This window comes from Thermodesulfovibrio sp. TK500a (genome assembly GCF_055381765.1).
This window is the reverse complement of sequence record NZ_AP041606.1, coordinates 1,757,210-1,777,633: the sequence shown is the minus strand read 5'-3', so window position 1 is coordinate 1,777,633 and position 20,424 is coordinate 1,757,210. Positions and strand designations below refer to the sequence as shown.

General features: G+C 37.2%; 22 protein-coding genes. 11 read left to right on the top strand and 11 right to left on the bottom strand.

Annotated elements, in window-relative coordinates; all coding sequences use genetic code 11:
• Complete coding sequence (locus ACZ430_RS09400; RefSeq protein WP_464910577.1) at positions 1-225, bottom strand: 4Fe-4S dicluster domain-containing protein; 225 nt, start codon at positions 223-225, stop codon at positions 1-3.
• A gap of 95 nt (positions 226-320) precedes the next feature.
• On the opposite strand from ACZ430_RS09400, the gene ACZ430_RS09395 reads away from it, so the two are divergent.
• On the top strand, positions 321-1,481 hold the full coding sequence (locus ACZ430_RS09395) for a class I SAM-dependent rRNA methyltransferase (protein ID WP_339945274.1): 1,161 nt from the start codon (positions 321-323) through the stop codon (positions 1,479-1,481).
• A 106-nt stretch (positions 1,482-1,587) separates the two neighbouring features.
• On the opposite strand, the gene ACZ430_RS09390 is transcribed toward ACZ430_RS09395, so the two are convergent.
• The gene (locus ACZ430_RS09390) at positions 1,588-2,013 is read right to left on the bottom strand and encodes a prepilin-type N-terminal cleavage/methylation domain-containing protein (protein ID WP_464910576.1); all 426 of its coding nucleotides are present in this window, start codon (positions 2,011-2,013) and stop codon (positions 1,588-1,590) included.
• Positions 2,014-2,297: 284 nt separating this feature from the next.
• Between ACZ430_RS09390 and ACZ430_RS09385 the strand changes: the two genes are divergently transcribed.
• The 6 genes from ACZ430_RS09385 to lpxK are packed head-to-tail and all read left to right on the top strand — an operon-like array spanning position 2,298 to position 7,832.
• The gene (locus ACZ430_RS09385; RefSeq protein WP_339945278.1) at positions 2,298-3,014 is read left to right on the top strand and encodes a DUF6529 family protein; all 717 of its coding nucleotides are present in this window, start codon (positions 2,298-2,300) and stop codon (positions 3,012-3,014) included.
• A gap of 5 nt (positions 3,015-3,019) precedes the next feature.
• Entirely contained in the window at positions 3,020-5,092 is a 2,073-nt protein-coding gene (locus ACZ430_RS09380) for a thioredoxin domain-containing protein (RefSeq protein WP_464910575.1), read from the top strand.
• Positions 5,093-5,135: 43 nt separating this feature from the next.
• Positions 5,136-5,726, top strand: coding sequence for a MarC family protein (locus ACZ430_RS09375; protein WP_464910574.1), 591 nt, complete (start codon positions 5,136-5,138; stop codon positions 5,724-5,726).
• Positions 5,726-6,238, top strand: coding sequence for a cob(I)yrinic acid a,c-diamide adenosyltransferase (gene cobO, locus ACZ430_RS09370; RefSeq protein WP_464910573.1), 513 nt, complete (start codon positions 5,726-5,728; stop codon positions 6,236-6,238). Before ACZ430_RS09375 ends, cobO begins: the two co-directional genes overlap by 1 nt.
• Positions 6,235-6,873: a histidine phosphatase family protein gene (locus ACZ430_RS09365; protein WP_464910572.1), complete on the top strand. Its 639-nt coding sequence runs from the start codon at positions 6,235-6,237 to the stop codon at positions 6,871-6,873. Before cobO ends, ACZ430_RS09365 begins: the two co-directional genes overlap by 4 nt.
• A complete protein-coding gene (lpxK, locus tag ACZ430_RS09360; protein ID WP_464910571.1) occupies positions 6,870-7,832 on the top strand; it encodes a tetraacyldisaccharide 4'-kinase in 963 nt (320 codons plus the stop codon). Before ACZ430_RS09365 ends, lpxK begins: the two co-directional genes overlap by 4 nt.
• On the opposite strand, the gene ACZ430_RS09355 is transcribed toward lpxK, so the two are convergent.
• Genes ACZ430_RS09355 through yedE form a run of 6 tightly spaced genes read right to left on the bottom strand, consistent with a single transcriptional unit; the run spans position 7,827 to position 14,165 of the window.
• Positions 7,827-10,328: a hybrid sensor histidine kinase/response regulator gene (locus tag ACZ430_RS09355; RefSeq protein ID WP_464910570.1), complete on the bottom strand. Its 2,502-nt coding sequence runs from the start codon at positions 10,326-10,328 to the stop codon at positions 7,827-7,829. The two genes, lpxK and ACZ430_RS09355, sit on opposite strands and share 6 nt — an antisense overlap.
• A complete protein-coding gene (locus tag ACZ430_RS09350) occupies positions 10,312-11,436 on the bottom strand; it encodes an ABC transporter substrate-binding protein (RefSeq protein ID WP_464910569.1) in 1,125 nt (374 codons plus the stop codon). The genes ACZ430_RS09355 and ACZ430_RS09350 overlap by 17 nt, the downstream gene beginning before the upstream one ends.
• 23 nt (positions 11,437-11,459) lie before the next feature.
• Positions 11,460-12,308, bottom strand: coding sequence for an NAD(P)H-hydrate dehydratase (locus tag ACZ430_RS09345; protein ID WP_297210270.1), 849 nt, complete (start codon positions 12,306-12,308; stop codon positions 11,460-11,462).
• Positions 12,296-12,850, bottom strand: coding sequence for a putative Se/S carrier protein (locus tag ACZ430_RS09340; RefSeq protein ID WP_297210267.1), 555 nt, complete (start codon positions 12,848-12,850; stop codon positions 12,296-12,298). Before ACZ430_RS09340 ends, ACZ430_RS09345 begins: the two co-directional genes overlap by 13 nt.
• A gap of 1 nt (position 12,851) precedes the next feature.
• Entirely contained in the window at positions 12,852-13,070 is a 219-nt protein-coding gene (locus ACZ430_RS09335) for a sulfurtransferase TusA family protein (RefSeq protein ID WP_297210265.1), read from the bottom strand.
• Between the two features lie 3 nt (positions 13,071-13,073).
• Positions 13,074-14,165, bottom strand: coding sequence for a YedE family putative selenium transporter (gene yedE / locus ACZ430_RS09330; RefSeq protein ID WP_297210262.1), 1,092 nt, complete (start codon positions 14,163-14,165; stop codon positions 13,074-13,076).
• 249 nt (positions 14,166-14,414) lie between these two features.
• Between yedE and mltG the strand changes: the two genes are divergently transcribed.
• From mltG to ACZ430_RS09310, 4 genes are all read left to right on the top strand, one after another.
• Entirely contained in the window at positions 14,415-15,344 is a 930-nt protein-coding gene (gene mltG / locus ACZ430_RS09325; protein ID WP_464910568.1) for an endolytic transglycosylase MltG, read from the top strand.
• Positions 15,331-16,398, top strand: a complete 1,068-nt coding sequence (gene ispG / locus ACZ430_RS09320; protein ID WP_366934790.1) for a flavodoxin-dependent (E)-4-hydroxy-3-methylbut-2-enyl-diphosphate synthase — start codon at positions 15,331-15,333, stop codon at positions 16,396-16,398. The genes mltG and ispG overlap by 14 nt, the downstream gene beginning before the upstream one ends.
• A gap of 93 nt (positions 16,399-16,491) precedes the next feature.
• Entirely contained in the window at positions 16,492-16,746 is a 255-nt protein-coding gene (locus tag ACZ430_RS09315) for a hypothetical protein (RefSeq protein ID WP_464910567.1), read from the top strand.
• 12 nt (positions 16,747-16,758) lie between these two features.
• The gene (locus ACZ430_RS09310) at positions 16,759-16,959 is read left to right on the top strand and encodes a heavy-metal-associated domain-containing protein (protein WP_297210249.1); all 201 of its coding nucleotides are present in this window, start codon (positions 16,759-16,761) and stop codon (positions 16,957-16,959) included.
• Here the strand turns inward: ACZ430_RS09310 and pheT are convergent.
• From pheT to rplT, 3 genes are read right to left on the bottom strand one after another with little or no spacing between them, the layout of a single operon-like run.
• Positions 16,948-19,032, bottom strand: a complete 2,085-nt coding sequence (gene pheT, locus ACZ430_RS09305) for a phenylalanine--tRNA ligase subunit beta (RefSeq protein ID WP_297210245.1) — start codon at positions 19,030-19,032, stop codon at positions 16,948-16,950. The genes ACZ430_RS09310 and pheT overlap by 12 nt on opposite strands.
• Entirely contained in the window at positions 19,032-20,039 is a 1,008-nt protein-coding gene (gene pheS / locus ACZ430_RS09300) for a phenylalanine--tRNA ligase subunit alpha (protein WP_464910566.1), read from the bottom strand. The genes pheT and pheS overlap by 1 nt, the downstream gene beginning before the upstream one ends.
• Positions 20,040-20,402 carry a 50S ribosomal protein L20 gene (gene rplT / locus ACZ430_RS09295; protein ID WP_297210242.1) on the bottom strand — a complete coding sequence of 121 codons (363 nt, stop codon included), beginning with the start codon at positions 20,400-20,402 and terminating at the stop codon, positions 20,040-20,042. It lies immediately after the preceding gene.
• Positions 20,403-20,424 lie beyond the last annotated feature (22 nt).

The window sequence follows — 20,424 nt, the reverse complement described above, 5'->3', positions numbered from 1 at the left end:
TTACTCTTCTACAAACACTTCAATTGCAATATCGGGGCAGACAACAGCACACATTGCACAGCCTATGCAGTTATCGGGATTAGCAAAATAGGCGGGAAAATATCCTGAGGAGTTAAAATTCGACGATATATCTATACACCCCTTAGGACAGGTCAGAAGGCAATACTTACAGCCTTTACATCTATCAGAGTTAATCTCTATCTTTCCTTTCTTTGCGGTCCGCATACAGAAATTCTAAAACTTTAAGAAAGAATAAGTCAAACCGAAGAGGCTCAGATAAGTATTGACTTTTTATTGGAAGGCTTTTCAAACTATGCTTTATGGATAAAATTCTTGTAAAACCCCTTAAAAGAAAGGGTAGTCTCTGGATTTATCGAAATGAAATCCTATCAAATATATCAGATATTGAACCTGGCAGAATAGTAAAAATATACGAGGCGAAAACAAATAAGATTATCGGCACAGGATATATAAACAAAAATTCTGTAATATCAATACGGCTTTTAAGTTTTAATGACGAAGAAATCAACAAAGAATTTCTAACAAAGAGGATTAAAGATGCATTGAAATACAGGGAGGAGTTTTTAGGCTTAAAGGACAGTTACCGACTAATTTTTAGTGAATCCGATTTTCTGCCCGGCCTTATAGTTGACAGATATGATAAGTCGCTTGTAGTTCAGATATTGACTGCAGGAATGGAGAGGCTGAAAAAACTGATTTTAGAGATACTTGATGAATTACTCAATCCTCAAATAATCATACTCAAGAATGACTCTCATGCAAGAGTAAAAGAGGGATTGAAAGTTGAAAAGGAGGTCGTAAAGGGAGATGTTGACAAATTTCTTACGACAGTAGAGGATGATTTGTGTTTTTACTTCGACCCTTTAGAGGGGCAAAAAACGGGCTTCTTTCTTGACCAGAGAGAAAATAGGCTATTTTTAAAAAATCTCATTAGTTCCGGTGAAGGACTTGATTTATTCTGTTACATAGGGGCATGGAGTATTCATTTAGCCAGAAAAGGAGCAAACATAAAAGCAGTAGATATCTCGGAGCGGGCAGTTGAAATAGCTAAAGAAAATGCTAAGCTAAACAGCGTTAGTGAAAAGTCTAAATTCATAAAAGCGGATGCCTTCGATTTCCTAAAGTGGGAAGTGAAGAAAGGTAAGAAATACGATTTTATTGTAATAGACCCACCGGCCTTTGTCAAATCAAAAGACGAAAAAAAAGACGCCATTGAAGGTTACTTAACCCTGAATAAACTCGGCCTTAAGCTGTTAAAACCTCAAGGAATTATGGCCACGTCTTCCTGTTCTCAACATATCTCAGAGATTGACTTTATGGAAATAATCAAAGAGGCTATGAGCTCATTAAACAAGAAAGGAATACTTCTTCACAAAGGCACACAAAGCAAAGACCATCCTATTCTCCTTACAATGCCGGAGACAGCATATCTTAAGTGTTTAATTATCAGAGTTTGGTAAGATTTATAAAATCTGGCTGGTATTCCTCAAAAAAGCTTTCCTCATCGGCAGGTTTATCAAAAATAAAAAAACCCCCTGCCAATGAGGCAGGGGGCGAGAGAAGAAATTAACGGTTACGTATTGTACACCTTACACTCTGGTTTTCAAAGTTACATCTTGCTTCGTAATCGTTAACACCAGCAAGTTGAGCAACTGACTCTGCGTTTGCTGCAGGCTGGCCATTTCCAGTAGCATCACATTGAAGGTTAGCGTTTACCAAAGTAACTTGACCACCAGGAGTATTCGGAGGGTTATTACAATTTCTAAGATCGTTCTGTCCAGGCTGAGTAGTTGGATTCTCAGCACAATAGGCTGCTAAATCCATCATACATGCTCTTGCAATTGGCTCTGCATAAGAGGATATTCTTGCCTTTCTCTGATAGCTCATGTACTGGGGAATAGCAAGAGATGCAAGAATAGCAATAATGGCAATAACGATTAAGAGCTCGATAAGTGTGAAACCTCTCTGGTCTCTGATGAAAAGCTTTTTCATGTTAAAAACCTCCTTAAAGATTTTGAGGACTCCAAAGGAATCCTCTTTTGAAAAATATCTCACCTCCTTTTTTTACTTTGTGTATGTTCTTATCACGATTCATCATTTTCATGAAATTATTTTATTCCAACCTTCTATAAAAGTTGTGAAAATTCCGTGAATAAAAACTTATCTCTAGGATAATTAGAATAGTAGAAAAATATCTCAGAGGGCATAGACACTAATTACCATTAAATTTCCTATAAAACATAAAAATAAGCTTAGCCGTATGGTATAATTTATCTATGCTTCTAAAGCTAATCTTATCAGCCCTTCTAATTGTCCTGTCTTTTGTAGGAAGCTATACGATGTTTGAGATATTTGGTAGACAAGAAAGGAGGAGAAATATGGAAATACTTAAAAAAATTCACCGAATTAATGGAAGAGTTTTCTTTTTATTGTTTTTAATCGGTGCTGTCGCCTGCATATACATACTCTCTCAGACAAAAGCTGAACTTACGCCGAGAGCAACTCTCCATGCCTTTTCAGCAGTAGCAATTTTTCTTCTGTTCTCCCTTAAGATAGTCTTTATAAAATTTTACCGACAGTTCTATTCGTATGCGAAACTGCTCGGTATCCTCGTTGTGCTTCTTACTTTTAATTTATTAGCTTTTTCAACGGGCTACAGCCTCGTTACAGGAATGGGGGATAGAAACGAGCCAAAACAGACAAACCAGTTACAACTTGTTGCAAAAAGCAAAGAAGGTAGTGCAGAACGAGGGAAAAAACTTTTCACCGAATTATGCTCTTCCTGCCATTACACTGACAAAAAAGATTTCAAAAGAGCTGCACCAGGACTTAAAGGAATATTTGCAGAGAAAAACCTTCCTGTAAGCAAAAAACCAGTCAATACAGAAAACATTATCTTACAAATAAAAAAACCTTACAAATATATGCCTTCTTTCAATGACCTCACCGATGAACAGCTGGCAGACTTAATTGCTTACATGAAAACCCTATAAGACAAATGTCTCCCAATAGGCTTATCAATGAAAAAAGCCCCTATTTGCGCCAACACGCTTTCAATCCAGTTGACTGGTATCCTTGGTGTGAAGAAGCCTTTGAAAAGGCAAAATTAGAAAATAAACCGATTTTTCTCTCCATCGGATACTCTACCTGCCACTGGTGTCATGTCATGGAAAAGGAATCTTTTGAAAATGAGGAGATAGCGGAAATACTAAATCGTTTTTTTATCTCCATCAAAGTTGACAGAGAAGAAAGACCAGATATTGACAGCATTTACATGAAAAGCTGCTATCTCTTCCAAGATAGAGGCGGATGGCCACTGTCAGTATTTATGACAGCCGACAAAAAACCCTTTTTCGTTGATACCTATATACCAAGAGATGATATGTATGGAAAACTCGGCTTCAAAAACGTTCTTTTAAGAATTTCAGAACTCTGGAATAAAAATAGAGAAAAGATAACTGAAGTATCTCAGGGAGCAACTGAGGCACTGAAGAAATTTCTAAATAAATCAGAAGCTGAGACAGAGCTTTCAGAAATGACAATCCACAAGGCCTTCGAAGGACTGAGAATTGTCTATGACATACAATTTGGAGGATTTGGCAAAGCTCCCAAGTTTCCGCTACCCCTTAATATGCTCTTTCTTCACAGGTATTTTTACAGATACAAAGATAAAATTGCTCTGCAGATTAGCCTTGAAACTCTTAAAAAAATGAGAATGGGTGGAATATACGACCATATTGGCTTTGGCTTCCACAGATACTCGACAGACCGACAATGGATAATTCCTCATTTTGAAAAAATGCTCTATGATAATGCTCTCTTAATGCTTGCCTATACAGAGGCCTATCAGATTACCAGAGATGAGTTCTTTAAAAGAGTTACAGAAGAGATTGCCACCTATCTAAAGAGAGATATGTATTCTCCCGAAGGAGCTTTTTACTCTGCAGAAGATGCAGACAGTGAGGGAAAAGAAGGAGAGTTTTATCTGTGGACTTATAATCAAATAGAAAATACACTCAGTAAAGCTGAGTTTGAACTTTTCAAAAGGCTTTATCCAATTACTACTGAAGGAAATTACTGCGAAGAAGCTACAGGAAAAAGAAAGGGCAAAAATATTCTCTATTTAAACAACTCACTGGAAGAATTAGCAGAGGCTCTTAAAACTGAGATTAACGAATTAACTGAAAGAATAGAGAGTATTCGAAAAAAGTTATTTACTATAAGACAAAAGAGAGCAAAACCGCTCAGGGATGAAAAAATCCTTACAGACTGGAACGCCCTTGCTATTGTTGCCTTTTGCAGGGCAGGTGTTGGCTTTGAAAATAAAGAGTATATTGAAACCGCTCAGAAAGCAATAGAATTCATACTCTCGAAAATGTTTGACAAGGAAGGAAGGCTTCTTCACAGATACTTTGAAGGAGAAGCTTCTATTTATGGCTATCTGGAAGATTATGCCTATCTAATATGGGCATTGATGGAACTCTATTTTGCAACCCTTGAAAGTCTCTATCTTCTTAAGGCAATAAATCTCTGCGAGTTCGTTATTGAAAATTTCCGTGATAAAAAACGAGGTGGATTTTACAGCATTGCCGATTATGCTGAGGTTGTCATAGAGAGAACTAAGGAAATTTATGATGGCGTAACTCCCTCGGGTAATTCAGTTATGATATACAATTTAATAAGGCTTGCAAGGCTTATAGGAAAAAATCAATATGAAAAATTAGCCATAGATACTCTAAAAGTATTCTCTTCAGAAATCGATAAAGTTCCTTCGAATTATATCTTTTCTGCCCTACCCCTTGATTTAATATTCAAGGGAACAGAGAAACTTGCAGTAGTTACAGAAAACATTACTGAAGATGATAAGGAGTTCCTTCGTAAATTACAAAAGCAGTTTTTGCCCTCTTTTTTGCCTCTTTTGAAAGACTTTATCAATGAAAGTATCTCTGAAGAAATAAAGAAGCTGAAAACCTTAGAAGGAAAAACTACTTATTTTCTCTGCAAAAACTACTCCTGTGAGCCACCCACTACAGATAAAACAGCCATAGAGAATGCGATAATTTCTGCCTAAAGGGAAATTCCTTATTTCTCGTTATTTTTGTTATGCTTAATAGATGAACATAATCGACACTTTTCTTCTCACTTTTATACCCCTCTTTGTAGCCATTGATGCTCCTGGAATTCTGCCGCTTTACATTTCACTCGTTGAGAGCCTCTCGGACAGGGAAAAATCAAAGATTGCAAGACAGTCTGTTATAACAGCGTTTTTAGTGGCAATCTCTTTTCTTTTTCTGGGCAACATTATATTTTCTCTTCTTGCTATTAAGCTTGAAGATTTTATGATTGCAGGAGGTATTTTGCTTTTAATTCTGTCTATTTCAGAAATTTTAAGGGTTAAAGAAAAGGAATTTGCCATAAGTGAAACTCTCGGAGTTGTTCCTATTGGAACACCATTGCTTGCAGGCCCAGCAACGCTTACAACTCTGCTAATTCTCGCTGGCACACATGGATATGGAATGGTTATTTTATCACTGATTCTGAATCTCCTTATTGCTTGGGTGATGCTTGAGAAAGCCCAGCTGATAATTAAAATCATGGGAGTTCATGGAATAAAAGCCTTTGCAAAAGTCATGGCTCTTCTACTGGCAACAATCGCCGTAAGTTTAATAAAAAAGGGATTCGTAAAAATCCTGGAGACTATCTAATGGAAGGATTAATTCACATATATACAGGAGATGGCAAGGGTAAAACAACGGCTGCTGTAGGCTTAACAGTAAGAGCAATTGGAAATGGCTTAAAAGTTCTATTTGTGCAGTTTATAAAAGGTTCTCAAACAGGCGAGGTAGAATTTCTCAGCAAATTTCAAGAATTAGTTGAAATATACCGCTGTAGCACAGGCTTTGTTTTTAAATCACCCGATGAACTTCAAAGGCAAAAAGTAAAAGACTGTCTTAGAGAGATTGAAGAGAAAATCAAAAAAAACACATATGACCTCATCATTCTTGACGAATTCTCTGTAGCAATAAGCACAGGGCTCATAACAAAAGAAGAAGCAGAAAGGCTAATTGAAATTAAGCCAAAATCCAGTGAACTCATTATAACAGGAAGAGGAGCTCCTGAGTGGCTAATTGAGAAAGCAGACCTCGTTACAGAGATGAGAAAGATAAAACACTACTTTGACAGAGGAATACAGGCAAGAAGGGGGATTGAATATTGATAACGCCTACGCTTGTTCTTTATCTTTTAAGACACGGTGAAACAGAAGGGCAGAAAAAAGTTTATAAGGGACATATCGACATTCCTTTGAGCAAAGAAGGAGAAAGGCAGGTAGAGAAAACAGCAAAATTTCTCAAAAACTATACGAAGAGATACGACCTCCAAGTAGAGTTTTGCTATTCCTCTCCCCTTAAAAGGGCTGTAAAAACTGCAGAGATAATAGCAGAGGAGTTATCATTAAGGGCAAAGGCCAAGCCTTTACAAAGCCTTAAAGAGAGAAGTTTTGGCAAGTGGGAAGGTTTAAGCATTAATGATATTGTCTCCCTTTATCCAGAAGAATTTGAAAGGTGGCGAACAGACCCTTTAAGATTTTCACCACCTGGTGGTGAGAGCACTTTGCAGGTAAGCGAAAGAGCATCAGAGGCTTTAAGTGAAATAATATCAAGCCACCAAAACAGTCAAGTTTTCATCACTGCCCATGGCGGAATAAACAGAGTCATACTTTGCAATATACTTGGTATCCCCCTTGAAAATATATTCAGAATTGAGCAAGAGTTTGCCTGCGTAAACATAATAGAATTTTATGAAAACCAGCCTGTCGTAAAACTGATAAACGGAGTTTTCTGGCGAGAATGAGTATCTTAGAGAAAGTCTACCTGTTTTTTTATGGACTAAAAAAGAAAAAAGCTATTAAAAATCAGAAAAAACTTCCCTTTCCCGTTATCAGTATTGGCAATCTCACAGTAGGAGGGACAGGCAAAACTCCATTCACTGTAGCTTTAGCCAAAGAGCTTGAAAAAAAAGGATACAGAACTATAATTCTCACAAGAGGATACAGAGGTAGACTGAAGAGGCCAGTAATTGTGAAAGAATACATGAATGCAGAAGATGTAGGTGATGAACCACTTATGATGGTCATGGAAGGATTTACTGTCGTAAAGGCTATTAACAGATATGTCGGTGGAGTTTATGCCATTGAGAAACTATGTTTAACAGAAAAAGACAGAGTTATTTTTATTCTTGACGATGGATTTCAACACTGGCAGTTACAAAGAAACTTAAACATTCTACTAATAGACGGATACAGAGGATTTGACAATCAACGGTTGCTACCCTTAGGCTCCCTTAGGTCTCCTTTAGAGGAAATAATTGAAGCTGACATGGTGTTTATTACAAAGAGGGAAAATGAGTCCCTAAAGAGAGAAATTCAAGAAAAAGGATTTAAAAATCTCTTTTTTTCGCCCCTTTCAATTAAGGGAATATTTAGCTTTGAAGGGAAAAAAATAACACCAGTAGGGCAAAAGGTATATGCCTTTGCGGGCATAGGCAATTTTGAAGGCTTTCTAAACTCTTTAAAAAGTCTAAATTTAGAAGTTGTAGGATACAAAAAATTCATAGACCACAAAATATATTCTGAAAAATTACTTAAAAAAATTAATTCTCTTGCCTCTGAAGCTCAATTAGTAATAACCACCAAAAAGGACTTCGTAAAGATTGGAAAGCACCCTTCCCTTACTGATAAATTCTGTTATCTTGATATTTCATTAGAAATTGACTCATCTGCAATGCAAGAGATAGTTAGAAAAATATCATAGCTCGATTTCTCTTATTTTCTGAACAAACTCGTCAATACTGAAAGGTTTTGATAAAACCTTTAATCCCTCTTTTGTAAGCTCATTTATTTGTTCAATATTCTCTGCATAACCTGTCATAAAGAGGAATTTAATGTCAGGCTTTGTCTGTTTTAATTTTCTATAAAGTTCAAGACCATTCATCCTTGGCATTATTATGTCGGACAGGCAAACGTCAAATCTATCAATGTAATAATCAAACTTCTCAATAAGCTCTACTCCGCTTGCAAATGAATGAACTTCAAAACCGTATTTTCTCAACAACTCTTCTATTGCAGTTCTTACTTCTGGATTATCCTCAACAAGAAGGATTCTCCTCTTTTCCACAGTGATTTTATTTTCAATCTTTAGTGACGTCTCCTTTTCCTTATCAGTGAGAGGCAAGTATATTCTGAAGGTAGTACCCTTTCCTAACTCACTGTAAACATTTATAAATCCCTTGTGCTGCTCTACGATGCTGTAAACAGTAGATAGTCCAAGACCTGTGCCGCTTTCCTTAGTTGTGAAGAAAGGCTCAAAAATTTTATCGATTATCTCCTCTGGAATTCCCTTGCCTGTATCTGAAAAGCTTACACAGGCAAATACGCCTTCCTTTACTCTGGGATAACTATCGGCAACGATTTTTTCTATTCTTTTTCTCTCTAAGGATATAGATATTTCTCCTCCATTAGGCATCGCCTCTAAGGAATTAACAAGAAGATTTAGCAAAACCTGGGTAAACTGTGTAACGTCAAGGCTTACATATAAAGGTTCAGAGTATGTTTTCACTTTTAGAGTTACATCCTCTCTGAGAGCTGGTTTTAAAAGTTTTATCTCTTCCTGAATTACCTCATTTAGGTCATAAATTTTAAATTCAAAAACCTGTCTTTTTGAGAAGGCAAGAAGCTGTTTTATAAAATCTCTTATTTTTCCTACGGCAACAGCAATACCCTCCGTATACTTCCCTATTTTTTCATCTTCCTTAGTATGAATCTGTATCAATTGATTGTTGCTTGATACTACAGTGAGCATGTTGTTGAGGTCATGGGCAATAGTTCCTACCAGTTTTCCAAGGCTTTCCATTTTCTGAGCCTGAAAGAGCTGCTGCTGTATTCTTAACTTTTCTGTTATGTCCTTTGCAACAGAGATAAAGAAGAGTGGCTCATTTCTCTCATCTCTTACAAGGGAGGAAGATAGTAATGCATAAAAATAGCTACCGTCTTTACGCTTAGCTTTGATTTCGTAATTTTCAATATATCCCTTCTGCATCACTTGTTCTATGAATCTGCTACGGTCTGATGGCTTTGAATAAAAGGCTAAAGCACTTTCTATCTGCTCTTTGTTTTCGTATCCAAACATCTGTAGTCCTGCTGGATTTATCTCTAAAATCTGGCCTTTAATATCCGAGATTATTATAGCATCTCGTGATGTTTCAAAAAGTTTTACGAGTTTCTCCTCTCTCTCGGCTATTTCTCTGCCCATATCTGAGATGTTTTCGGCAAGGTTATTGAATTCAAGAAAATAAGTTTTCGTAAATGACAGATTTTTATTTCGTTTTTTTATGTTGTCTATTAGCCCAAACAGCTCAAAAAATGGTTTCTGAATAAAATTTGACACAACAAGACTTAATGCAAAGGCTATCATTATAAAAAATAAAACAAGCCATAGTATCTGCTCCTTGAAGATGTTATACTCTGCAAAGGCTCGTCTGTATTCATTTCCCATAAAAATATATTTATCCAAAGGAGGAATATACTTTGAGTATAGGAGATACTTTTTATCCTTTATCGTAAACTCTTTTGGAGTGTCCGTCTCCCTTATCTCGTATAAGTCCGAAATTAACATCTTAATATTCATTCCTTCATTTACAAAACTTTCCTCATAATGAGCAATTATCTTACCCTTATTGTCAACGACAAAGGAAACGTAGCCTTTTTTATTTAAACCCTTAAGATAGCTGTTAAAATCTGGTAAATCTACAAGTATTGAAATGTAATCGTCTCTGAATTTCAATGACTGGGCATAATAGGATTTTCTGTCAATTAGAAAAACATGGGGACCAGAGAATAAAGCTTTTCCGATATCTAAAAAAATAGGAGAATTGCCAAGATACAAATTAAGAGCATCCTTTCTTTCGGGGTATATCTTTTTGATAAAACCGTTCTTACTAAAAATGATTATATATTTAACGGAGGGATTTAGCTCAAGCAATCTCTGTAGCTGAACCTTTCTTTCCTTAGAGTTTGTCTCTCTCTCAATAATGTTCCTTACTGAGTTTAAGAAAATTTCGTTATCCTTTATGTTTCCTTCAAAGTACTGCTGAAAAGTCTCTATTATTGCCTCATACTCATTTTGTTTATCTCTGGTTATTAGAATTTTTGAAAAAATGTAAATATAAGCGTTCGTTGAAATAATAAGAGAGACTGCGAAAATAAGAAGTAGTATGAAGATAAATGTTTTAAAATTAAAAGTTACTTTCATGGTCTATTCTCTCAAACATACCATTTCTTATCTCTACTACAAAAGGCTTTATCTCTACATCTCCATGCCTGTCTATTTTTAACTCACCGAGAGGAAGTCTAAAGATGCCATTTATGATATTTTTTCTGATTTTATAAGGCTCTGCTCCTCTAATAATCGACTCTTTTATTAGCATAACCGCATTATAGCTGTTTATAACTGATGAATCCGGCGGATAGCCAAATTTTTGCATAAATTTTGTCTTAAAAATCATGTATTTTTCATTTTTTGGAGACTCGTCATAATATCCAACACTTAAAACTCCCTCAGCAAAAGGCCCGGCAAAGGATATGAAGCCGTAAAATCTGGCCCACGGTGCTATGGCCAGTTTTATTTTAGGATTAGTTGTCCTAATTTTCTGGGTTATAATGGAGGCGTTAAAGGTGTCCGTTATCATAACTATAAAATCTGGATTATATTTTAAAGCCTTTTCTATCAGGGCATTGAAATCTGAGATATTCTTTTCAATGGGAATGCTAAATATGGAAGAACCTTTGTTGAGTTGCACAATAAAACTTCCTGCAAAATCAGCAGTATATATGGGATTTCTCTCATCTACCATCAACAAAACTCTCTTAGGCTTTATTTTATCCTTCACATATTTTCCGAGTGAGTGACCAAAATCCTTATTAGTTGGCTCAAGCCTTATAAAATAATCATCTCTCTTTGCAAATATATTGCCCGAAACAGTTGGCGAGATAGTTAAAACTTTCTCTTCATTTATAAGCGGTAATAACTCTCTCGCTCTCGTGCTTGTTGAAGGCCCGATTACTGCCACAACTCCTTCATCTATTAGTTCGAGATAATTTATTTTTGCTATTTCAACATTTTCTTTGTTGTCCTTTATTATCAGCTCTAATTTTCTGCCCCTAACCCCCCCTTCTCTGTTTATCTCCTCCACAGCCATAAATGCACCATCTCTTATTTCTCTACCAAGTTCTGGCGAACTTCCTGTAAGTGAAACCATGAGACCTATTTTTATAGGTGGTTTAGAAGGAGGATAGACAAACCAAAGGAGTGCAGCAATGCTTAGAATAAACGATATGGTAATGTAGAAGCTCTTATTCATTTTTAAGTCAATTATATCAAATATTAGATGAGTTTAAAAGCCTCGGGAATATATTTAATTATATCTCCTATCTGAGTGGATGGGTCTGGATTAGCACGTTTTCCTGCCAATCTATTTATTCTGGAAGCAGTAATGCAGGCAGTCTCTAAAGCATAGCCACATTCAATTAAAGCAGACAGTATGCCTGTCAAAGTGTCTCCTGTCCCGCCAATAGGCTCAAGGGTTTCTACCATAGGTTCTGATATTGTCTCAATAATCTTACCTTCCTTAACAACACAGTCGGCTCTTCCCTTTACGAGAAGATATTTTGATGCATTACCATGTGCATAGGCTCTTTGAACAAGTTCTTCTACCTTGTCCTCTTCTTGAAGAAGAAATCCCCTCGTATAGAAAGGATGGGGAGCTTCTTCATCGGCTAAGAATGCAAGTTCTCCTATGTCTGGAGTAAAGAGGTCAAAAGAAGTGGCGTTTCCACTCATCTTTGCAGCATACATAAATCCTGCATCAGCAATTAGAAAAGGACGAAGAGGCATTTCATCGATAGAAAAAAGAATTTTATTACACCAGTCTGCATCAGGAAGGAGATAATGGAATGTCAAAGTTGTAAAAGTTCTATTTTTCAGGTCATTTACTAAAAATTCATAAAGCCTCTTACTGCCATTTCCTCTACCAGTGTCTCCTGCAAGATAAACAAATGGAAGGGTTTTTCCAAATAACTCAAATATCTTGATAGCTGAGGCAATTAAAGCAGGAGTTCCTCTTTGGATTGGAATTCTCCTATCTTTCAGGACAAGACTTTCTCCCTCTAAGCTTACTTCGCCTGCATAAAGCTTAAATTCTTCATCAGGAACTGTGCCTATTATGGCAAGCATAGTTCCTTTATTTTATCATAGGCTAACTGAAGGGCATATCCACATAAAGTATGTCCAATTAGTCTTGGCTCTATGGCCTCATTTAGTTTTTTACCGACCATCATTGCTGCCAGGTATGGCACATCAGGACAGCCACCACCAGAAACATTTACGATTGTTAAAGAGGCCTTGTGAACAGTGATTTTCATATTAGCTGCCCTAACCATTAAATAACGCCCAAAATCCTTTATGTGAAAAAGGTCTACAGGCTTTAGCTTTCCATTATCTGAGGGTAACCAATCAAGAGGTGGTAATCCATAAGAGTTTAAAACCTTCAAAATTCCCATTGTATGTAACAGAGGAATTTCTATCGCAAGGTCACATCCCTTTCGCACATGAGCCGGAGGACCTACTACCCTTATGGTGTAACCATTTTCTTTAAGAATATTCTCGGCCCTTATTACCTCCGAAGTGTTTTCAAAGAGTAAAATCGCCTTGTCATTGCAAGATACTACTTGAGAACTCTCCTCTTTTCCCTTAAAAAGCTTTTTAAGTATCCCCATTTCAATCCCTCTTTATCCTTATCCTGTATCCAGAGCCTTCCTCAATAACATTTTCAATCTGCCAACCCATTGAAGAGGCCGCCCTTGAGACATTCTCTTTTGATGTATCCGTATCAACAAGAATCTCTATTTCCCCCTTACCAAGTCTTTTAATTGCCTCAAGAGTTAAAAGAACAGGTTCAGGGCACGAAAGTCCTCTTGCATCAACAATTTCAGCCATTTTTTACCTCCTTCTCATTGTTAAACCTATAATTAGGCATACGATTAAACCAATGACTGTTGCAACAGCTCCATTGGGACCTATTCCCGATGGAGAACTGGCAAGTCCGAAATTATGGGCTATGGCTGCACCGACAATCATTCCTGTAGCAAAAACTGCTGCATCTCCATCACCTTCTCCAGACATGAAAAGTTGTCTACCAGGACAGCCACCGGCAAGTGTGAAGGCAAGTCCAGCAAGGGTCATTCCAAGAAAATTCCAAAGCTGCATTGTATGAGCAATCGGCTGTTTTTCAAAACCTGGATTGAACTGGCCGAGAATTAAATTTGTAATAAATGCGGCAATAAATAAAGCCGCTATACCAGAAAACAGATGTCCCTGTCTGAAAAGGATGAGGTCTCTGAAAGCACCCATTGTGCAAAATCTACTTCTCTGGGCAATAACTCCAATCAGTAAGCCCACGGCAAGAGATATTAACAAGGGTGCATGCTGTGACCCTGGTCCTTTCAGGCTATAGAAAAGAAGCATACCCCTTGACTCTCCCTCTGGCTGAGGGTCAATAAGAAGAAGTATAAGTAATCCAAGCATTAAAAGAGGAAACCCAAGACCCACTGCCTTTGAAGTTGAAACTTGCGTTCTTCCAAGAGAGTATCCTGCCTTCAAAAACCTTGTTCCTATCCAAATACCAAAGATAAGTCCAAGAAGACCAAAAATGGCATTTCCATCACCACCGGCAAGCCTCAGCAGTGTTCTCCAAGGGCATCCTAAAAAAACCAATGCACCTATCATGGCAAAAACGCCAAGAATAAATCTTATAAAAGGTGCAGAACCACCTCTTGGACGAAACTCCCTAAAGGCAAGGGCAGAAAGGAAAGCACCGAGGACAAACCCGAGAATTTCAGGCCTCATATACTGAACAACCGAAGCTCTGTGAAATCCTAATGCTCCAGCAATATCTCTTTCCATACAGGCAACGCATATGCCCATATTTGGGGGATTGCCAAGCTTCTGTAAGATTGAAGCAAGAATGCCTATTAAAATGCCAACAAAAATTATACCCCATCGAGTAGCAAGAAAGTTTTTCCACTCACCCATATGACCCTCCAGAGTTTTTTATTAAAAATTTTATATAAATTTAACCTTTTAGTAAAATTGTTTTTTTCTATCTTAATTTTTCTAAGGATAGCTTTTATCGATATGAAACTAATTTTTATGACCATATATGAGGCTTCTGCGATAGATTTGCCTCATTCACAAAATATCTGATATCATTAAAAAATGAACATTCGCAAAGCCCTCGCTTTAACGCTCGTCTGTTATCTTTTATTCTTAATAGTCTATCTGATGTTAGAGTTGCTCAAGCCTTTTAACATCAGAGAAAACGCAGAGGTCTATATACCTAAAGGTGCAAGTTTCTCTACAATTGCATCAATATTCAAAGAGAAGGGCTTTATTAGAAATGAAACCGTATTCAAAATTGCCGGTAGAGCTCTCGGTATCGAAAAAAAGGCACGAGCAGGTTATTACTTGATAACTCCTGAAATGAACTTAGTTGACCTTCTTTACAAGCTGCTGGAAGGAAAAATCTTAGACTACTCATTTACAGTTGTTGAAGGAGACAGCATATTTGAAATTGCCGAGAAGCTTTCAAAGTTAAATCCTGACTATAGCTCTAAATTTTTAGAATTAAGCACAAAAAAGGAATTTCTAAAATCCCTAAACATTGATGCTCCATCCCTTGAGGGCTACTTGTATCCTGCCACATACAGTATTCCCAAGGGAATGGAAATAGAGGAAATAGTGACAATGATGGTGAGGAAATTCTGGAGTGTATACGATGAAGCTCTTATAAATAAAACAAAAGAGCTCGGATGGACAGTAAATCAAGTAGTTACTCTGGCTTCAATTATTGAGAAAGAGGCAAAACTTGAGGAGGAAAAGCCTATTATCTCTGCCGTATATCATAACAGACTGAAACTTGGAATGCCCCTTCAGGCAGACCCCACTGCTATTTACGGAATTAAAAGATACAGAGAAGGAGTGACAAAGAAAGACCTCCAGAACAGAACACCTTATAATACCTACATAATCAAAGGGCTACCACCTGGTCCTATTGCCTCGCCAAGCTTAACCTCCATAAAAGCAGCTCTCAATCCTGCTAAAGTTCCCTATCTTTACTTTGTTGCAAGAGGAGACGGTTCACACGAATTTTCCGTAAATTATGACAGACATGTCTCAGTGATAAATGAACTAAGAGGGAATAAGAGTGAATAGGAGAAAAACAAGAAAAATATATGTTGGAAATGTGCCTATTGGAGGTGATGCTCCCATTTCTGTTCAATCGATGACAAAAACTGATACACGAGACACAAAAAAAACAATCCTTCAGATTAAACAACTACAGAAAGCAGGAGCTGAAATAGTGAGAGTGGCAGTGCCAGATATGGAAGCAGCCAAAGCAATAGGCAAGATAAAAAAAAGCGTAAAAATCCCTATCATAGCAGATATACACTTTAATTATAAGCTTGCTCTTGAATCGATAAGGCAAGGCGTCAGTGGACTAAGAATCAATCCGGGAAATATAGGAGCTCAATGGAAAATAAAAGAAGTGGTAAATGCAGCAAAAGAAAATAAAATTCCCATAAGAATCGGAGTTAACGCAGGGTCTCTTCCAAAAGATATTCTGCAAAAATACGGACACTCTTCTCCAGAGGCAATGGTTGAGGCAGCTTCAAGACATATTGATATTCTTGAAGAATTAGACTTCTCCTATATCAAAGTATCTCTTAAAGCATCCGATGTTTTGAAAACAATTGAGGCCTATCGTGTCTTCAGTGAAAAATACGATTATCCTCTTCATGTAGGAATAACTGAGGCAGGCCCGCCTCCAGAGGGAATTGTCAAAGGAGCTATAGGAATAGGAATCCTCTTACTTGAAGGAATTGGCGATACCGTTAGAGTATCGCTTACTGACTCTCCTGTAAAAGAGGTTGAAGTAGCCTATGAAATATTAAGAACTGTTGGAGCAAGAAAAGTTGGAGTTGAGATAATTAGTTGTCCCACCTGTGGAAGATGTGAGGTCAATATAAAGAGAATGGTAACACAGGTTAGGAAATCTCTAAAAAATATAAAATCTCCCTTGAAAGTAGCTGTTATGGGATGTTGCGTTAACGGACCAGGGGAAGCAAAGGAAGCAGACTTTGGAATAGCGGGAGGAAAAGGTCAGGGAATAGTTTTTGCAAAAGGTGAGGTAATAAAAACCGTGAAAGAGAGCGAACTTGTCTTCTCCCTAATTGAAGAGATTAGAAAAAATCTAAATAATCTTTAACTTAATATGGAATTCAAATACTTACTATATTTTGTACTTGGTGGAACAGTTGTAAGCCTTGTAAGTTATTTTGCGTCGCACTCAAAAGGACTAATGGCAGCCTTTTTTGCCAATCTTCCCGTAATAACTCTTGTAACATTTATCATAATATACGTCGAATCAGGCCAGAAGAATGTGGTATTGTATGCTAAAAGCCTGCTGATTATGCTATTTCCGTGGTTGGCATATATTTTTTCCGTCATATCTCTGAGTTCAAAAATAGGAGTTATACCTTCTTTAGTTACAGGACTATTAGCCTATTTTGTTTTTTCATATCTAATAATCAAGATATTTGCAATTAAAATTTAATTGGAGGTTATGATGAAAGAAATGACAATTTTTATTGAAGGAATGACCTGTCAGCACTGTGTAAAAAGAGTCACCGAAGCACTCTTAAAAGCAGGAGTGGAAGATGCAGATGTTGAAATCGGAAAAGCTCATATAGTTTTTGATGAAAACATGGTTACACTTTCGGAAATATCAAAAGCTCTTGAGGAGGCAGGATACAGGCTAAAATCTTAATTCTGCTCCTGTCTCAGATATAATATTCTGAATTAGTTTTGAATGAAGGGTATCAACTTCTTCAGAGGTGAGAGTTCTTTCAGATGCCCGATATGTTATTCTGAAAGCAATGCTTAATTTTCCTTCAGGAATGCCTTTACCTTTATATACGTCAAAAATATAAACATCCTCAACAAGTTCATTTCCATAGGAGCTTATTAAATCAAAAATCTTTTGAGCTTCAAAATCAATTGGCACTAATAAGGCCGTATCTCTTTTTATAGGCGGATAGTTTGAAAAAGGTTTATATGTAACGGCAGCTATATTCTGAATGGCTCTAAATAAAGCTTCAAGATTTAACTCGGCAATACATACATATGGCTTTGTTTTGAAGTCAAATTTTGAAATAACTTTAGGAGATAAAACACCTATGAAACCGAACTTTTCTCCGTTAATATAAATATCCGCAGACTGGCCTGTATGTAAAAAGGGTTCAGAAGACCTTCTGAAAAGAATGTCTTTCAGCCTAAGCCTTCTAAGTAGACCTTCGACTATTCCCTTCAGAGAATAAAAATCAAAGGGGTCTTCATTGAATATTGACTTAAAATCTTCTTTTTTTGTTGCAAAGCAAATATGAGTTAGCTCTTGAGGTAATGGCTCGCTATGCTCTGAGAAGAAAACCCTTCCTATCTCAAATAATTTAATTGTCTCTATACCTCTTGAAGTATTTCTCTCAATATTTCTGATTATTGAAGGAGTAAGCATGGTTCGCATCACCGATTCTTCCTGTCTCAAAGGATTTAAAAGGGAAATTACCTTTCTTCGCCTGTCTTCCTGTGGAATTTCAAGATTGTCTAAATCCTGAACAGACATAAAGCTCATATTAACAGCTTCACTGAAACCAAGGGAAATCATGGCATCTCTTATTAGATTTATAAATTCTCTGCGTTTTGAGAGTTCTAAATTTTCCTTAACTGGCTTAAAAGCCTTCGGCATTTCTGCTGGAACACGGTCATAACCGTATATTCTTGCCACTTCTTCGGCAATATCTTCCTCAATCGAAAGGTCTTGCCTATGGGTCGGCACTTTTGCAATGTAGAAATCTTCTTTCTTTTTAACTTCAATATCAAGCTCGCTGAGAATCTCTAATATTTCTCTGTCGTCTATTTCAAGGCCGATGAATTTTCTTATCCTGTCTGTTTTGAATGAAATCTCTTTTACGGGAATTTTTGTCGGATATACATCGATTGTCTCATATATTTCTCCACCTGTTAACTTCTGAATGAGATAGGCTGCTCTGTCAAGGGCATTGATGAGATTTTCTATGTCTGTGCCTCTTTCAAATCTGTATGAAGCCTCTGTTGAAATGCCAAGTCTCTTAGCCGTTTTCCTTATTGACTCAGGTTTAAAATAAGCGCTTTCAAGAAGAATGTTTACTGTTCTATCAGTAACCTCCGTATTAGCCCCTCCCATTACTCCTGCCACAGCAACAGGCCGCTTTCCATCCCAAATTAAAAGGTCCTCTGAGCCGACAACTCTCTTTACACCATCGAGTGTCTCTATTTCTGCTGAGCTTGTTCCTAAAATACTCTTTGGCGTCCCAACCCTGATGCAGTAATCCTCAAGAAGGTCTAAATCAAAGGCATGTAAAGGATGGCCGTATTCAAGGAGAACATAGTTAGTCACATCTACCACATTGTTTATAGAACGAATTCCTGCTTTTTCTAATCTTAGTTTGAGCCATTCAGGAGATGAAGTTACTTTAACATTTCTGATTATCCTTCCTGCATAGCGATAACAAAGGTGAGGGTCTGCTATTGAAATTGTAAACCTATCATCTCTCAGAGCTTGCTTTATCTCAAATTGTGGCTTTTTCAGATTTAACCTGAAAATAGCCTTAATCTCCCTTGCAATACCAAGAAGGCTTAAACAATCTGCTCTATTCGGCGTTATCTCAAGGTCAAAGACCTTATCTCCCTCAATCTCTTCAACTGAACCAACTTCAAGGCCTGCCATTGTTAGAGCCTCTGGAAGAATTGCTTCGTCCATAGTGCCTTCAAGATATTCTTTTAGCCAGCTTAGGGGAATCTTCATTAGAACTGCCTCAGAAATCTTATATCATTCTCAAAAAATAATCTTATATCATCAATGCCATATTTAAGCATAGTGAGCCTCTCAACACCCATTCCAAAGGCAAATCCTGTATATTTACCCTCTGGATAACCGGCAAATCTGAAAACATTCGGGTGAACCATCCCTGCACCGAGCACTTCAAGCCATCCTGTTCCTTTACAAACCCTACAACCTTTTGCTCCGCAGATTATACATCCTATATCTATCTCTGTTGAAGGTTCAGTAAAAGGAAAAAAACTTGGACGAAACCTTACAGGTGTATTTTCTCCAAAAAGTCTCTCTAAGAAATAAACCAATACTCCTTTAAGATGCGAAAAAGACACGTCTTCATCAACCATTAAACCCTCAACTTGATGAAACATAGGAGTGTGGGTAACGTCAGAATCACATCGATACACTTTGCCCGGCGATATGAACCTTAAAGGCGGTTTTTTCTTCTCCATAACCCTCACCTGCACAGGTGAAGTATGAGTTCTTAGCACCACTTCTTCGCTCACATAAAAGGTATCCTGCATGTCCCTGGCAGGATGATTCTTGGGAATATTGAGAGCTTCAAAGTTATAGTAGTCAAGCTCTACTTCAGGACCTTCTTCAACAGTGAAACCAAGCTCTTGGAATATTTTTATTATCTCAATGAGAGTCTTATTTACAGGATGACAGCCACCAAAGTAGTAATCCTTACCTGGAAGAGTTATATCTATTATGTCTTTTCTAAGAGAGTGTTCTATTTCCCTCTGTTTTAATTCGCTCTCTTTTGTTTTTAATTGTTCTTCAATAAAATTTTTAAGTTCATTATAGTATTTTCCATAAAACTTCCGGTCTTCATTAGAGAGATTTCCCAGTCCCTTTATTTTTTCTGTCAGGAGTCCTTTCTTGCCAATATACCTGGCTTTAATATTTAAAAGTTTCTGTAGAGAAGATACTTGCCCGATTTCACTAAGAAAACTTTGTTTAAGAGGGTCTTCCATTTATGCGGCTTTCACAAAGGGTTTTACCTTTTCAACGATTTCTTTGAATGCATTTATATCATTGTAGGCTATGTGGGCAAGAGCTTTTCTGTTAAGACCTATCTCCGCTTTCTTAAGGGCATCGATAAATTGACTGTATGTAAGACCGAACATTCTGACAGCCGCATTAATTCTGGTTATCCAGAGCGACCTGAAGTCTCTTTTCTTAAGCCTTCTGTCTTTGTAAGAGTGTTCCAACGCTTTCTCTACAGCTTTTGCAGCAACTTTGTATGAACGACGTCTGCCGCTGTAATAACCCTTTGCCATGGAAAGAACTTTTTTATGATACCTTCTTGTCTTAGGTCCACCTTTTACTCTTGGCATTTATATCCTCCTCTCATTTCAT

What these genes read in the sequence shown, in the direction of transcription:
- ACZ430_RS09400 (WP_464910577.1), bottom strand. Translation starts at nt 225, where the DNA reads ATGCGGACCGCAAAGAAAGGAAAGATAGAGATTAACTCTGATAGATGT.
- ACZ430_RS09355 (WP_464910570.1), bottom strand. Translation starts at nt 10,328, where the DNA reads ATGAAAGTAACTTTTAATTTTAAAACATTTATCTTCATACTACTTCTT.
- ACZ430_RS09395 (WP_339945274.1), top strand. Translation starts at nt 321, where the DNA reads ATGGATAAAATTCTTGTAAAACCCCTTAAAAGAAAGGGTAGTCTCTGG.
- mltG (WP_464910568.1), top strand. Translation starts at nt 14,415, where the DNA reads ATGTTAGAGTTGCTCAAGCCTTTTAACATCAGAGAAAACGCAGAGGTC.
- ACZ430_RS09335 (WP_297210265.1), bottom strand. Translation starts at nt 13,070, where the DNA reads ATGGCTGAAATTGTTGATGCAAGAGGACTTTCGTGCCCTGAACCTGTT.
- ACZ430_RS09390 (WP_464910576.1), bottom strand. Translation starts at nt 2,013, where the DNA reads ATGAAAAAGCTTTTCATCAGAGACCAGAGAGGTTTCACACTTATCGAG.
- rplT (WP_297210242.1), bottom strand. Translation starts at nt 20,402, where the DNA reads ATGCCAAGAGTAAAAGGTGGACCTAAGACAAGAAGGTATCATAAAAAA.
- pheS (WP_464910566.1), bottom strand. Translation starts at nt 20,039, where the DNA reads ATGGAAGACCCTCTTAAACAAAGTTTTCTTAGTGAAATCGGGCAAGTA.
- ACZ430_RS09350 (WP_464910569.1), bottom strand. Translation starts at nt 11,436, where the DNA reads ATGAATAAGAGCTTCTACATTACCATATCGTTTATTCTAAGCATTGCT.
- ACZ430_RS09385 (WP_339945278.1), top strand. Translation starts at nt 2,298, where the DNA reads ATGCTTCTAAAGCTAATCTTATCAGCCCTTCTAATTGTCCTGTCTTTT.
- ACZ430_RS09380 (WP_464910575.1), top strand. Translation starts at nt 3,020, where the DNA reads ATGTCTCCCAATAGGCTTATCAATGAAAAAAGCCCCTATTTGCGCCAA.
- yedE (WP_297210262.1), bottom strand. Translation starts at nt 14,165, where the DNA reads ATGGGTGAGTGGAAAAACTTTCTTGCTACTCGATGGGGTATAATTTTT.
- cobO (WP_464910573.1), top strand. Translation starts at nt 5,726, where the DNA reads ATGGAAGGATTAATTCACATATATACAGGAGATGGCAAGGGTAAAACA.
- ACZ430_RS09340 (WP_297210267.1), bottom strand. Translation starts at nt 12,850, where the DNA reads ATGGGGATACTTAAAAAGCTTTTTAAGGGAAAAGAGGAGAGTTCTCAA.
- pheT (WP_297210245.1), bottom strand. Translation starts at nt 19,032, where the DNA reads ATGAAGATTCCCCTAAGCTGGCTAAAAGAATATCTTGAAGGCACTATG.
- ACZ430_RS09345 (WP_297210270.1), bottom strand. Translation starts at nt 12,308, where the DNA reads ATGCTTGCCATAATAGGCACAGTTCCTGATGAAGAATTTAAGCTTTAT.
- ACZ430_RS09310 (WP_297210249.1), top strand. Translation starts at nt 16,759, where the DNA reads ATGAAAGAAATGACAATTTTTATTGAAGGAATGACCTGTCAGCACTGT.
- ACZ430_RS09315 (WP_464910567.1), top strand. Translation starts at nt 16,492, where the DNA reads ATGGCAGCCTTTTTTGCCAATCTTCCCGTAATAACTCTTGTAACATTT.
- ACZ430_RS09375 (WP_464910574.1), top strand. Translation starts at nt 5,136, where the DNA reads ATGAACATAATCGACACTTTTCTTCTCACTTTTATACCCCTCTTTGTA.
- lpxK (WP_464910571.1), top strand. Translation starts at nt 6,870, where the DNA reads ATGAGTATCTTAGAGAAAGTCTACCTGTTTTTTTATGGACTAAAAAAG.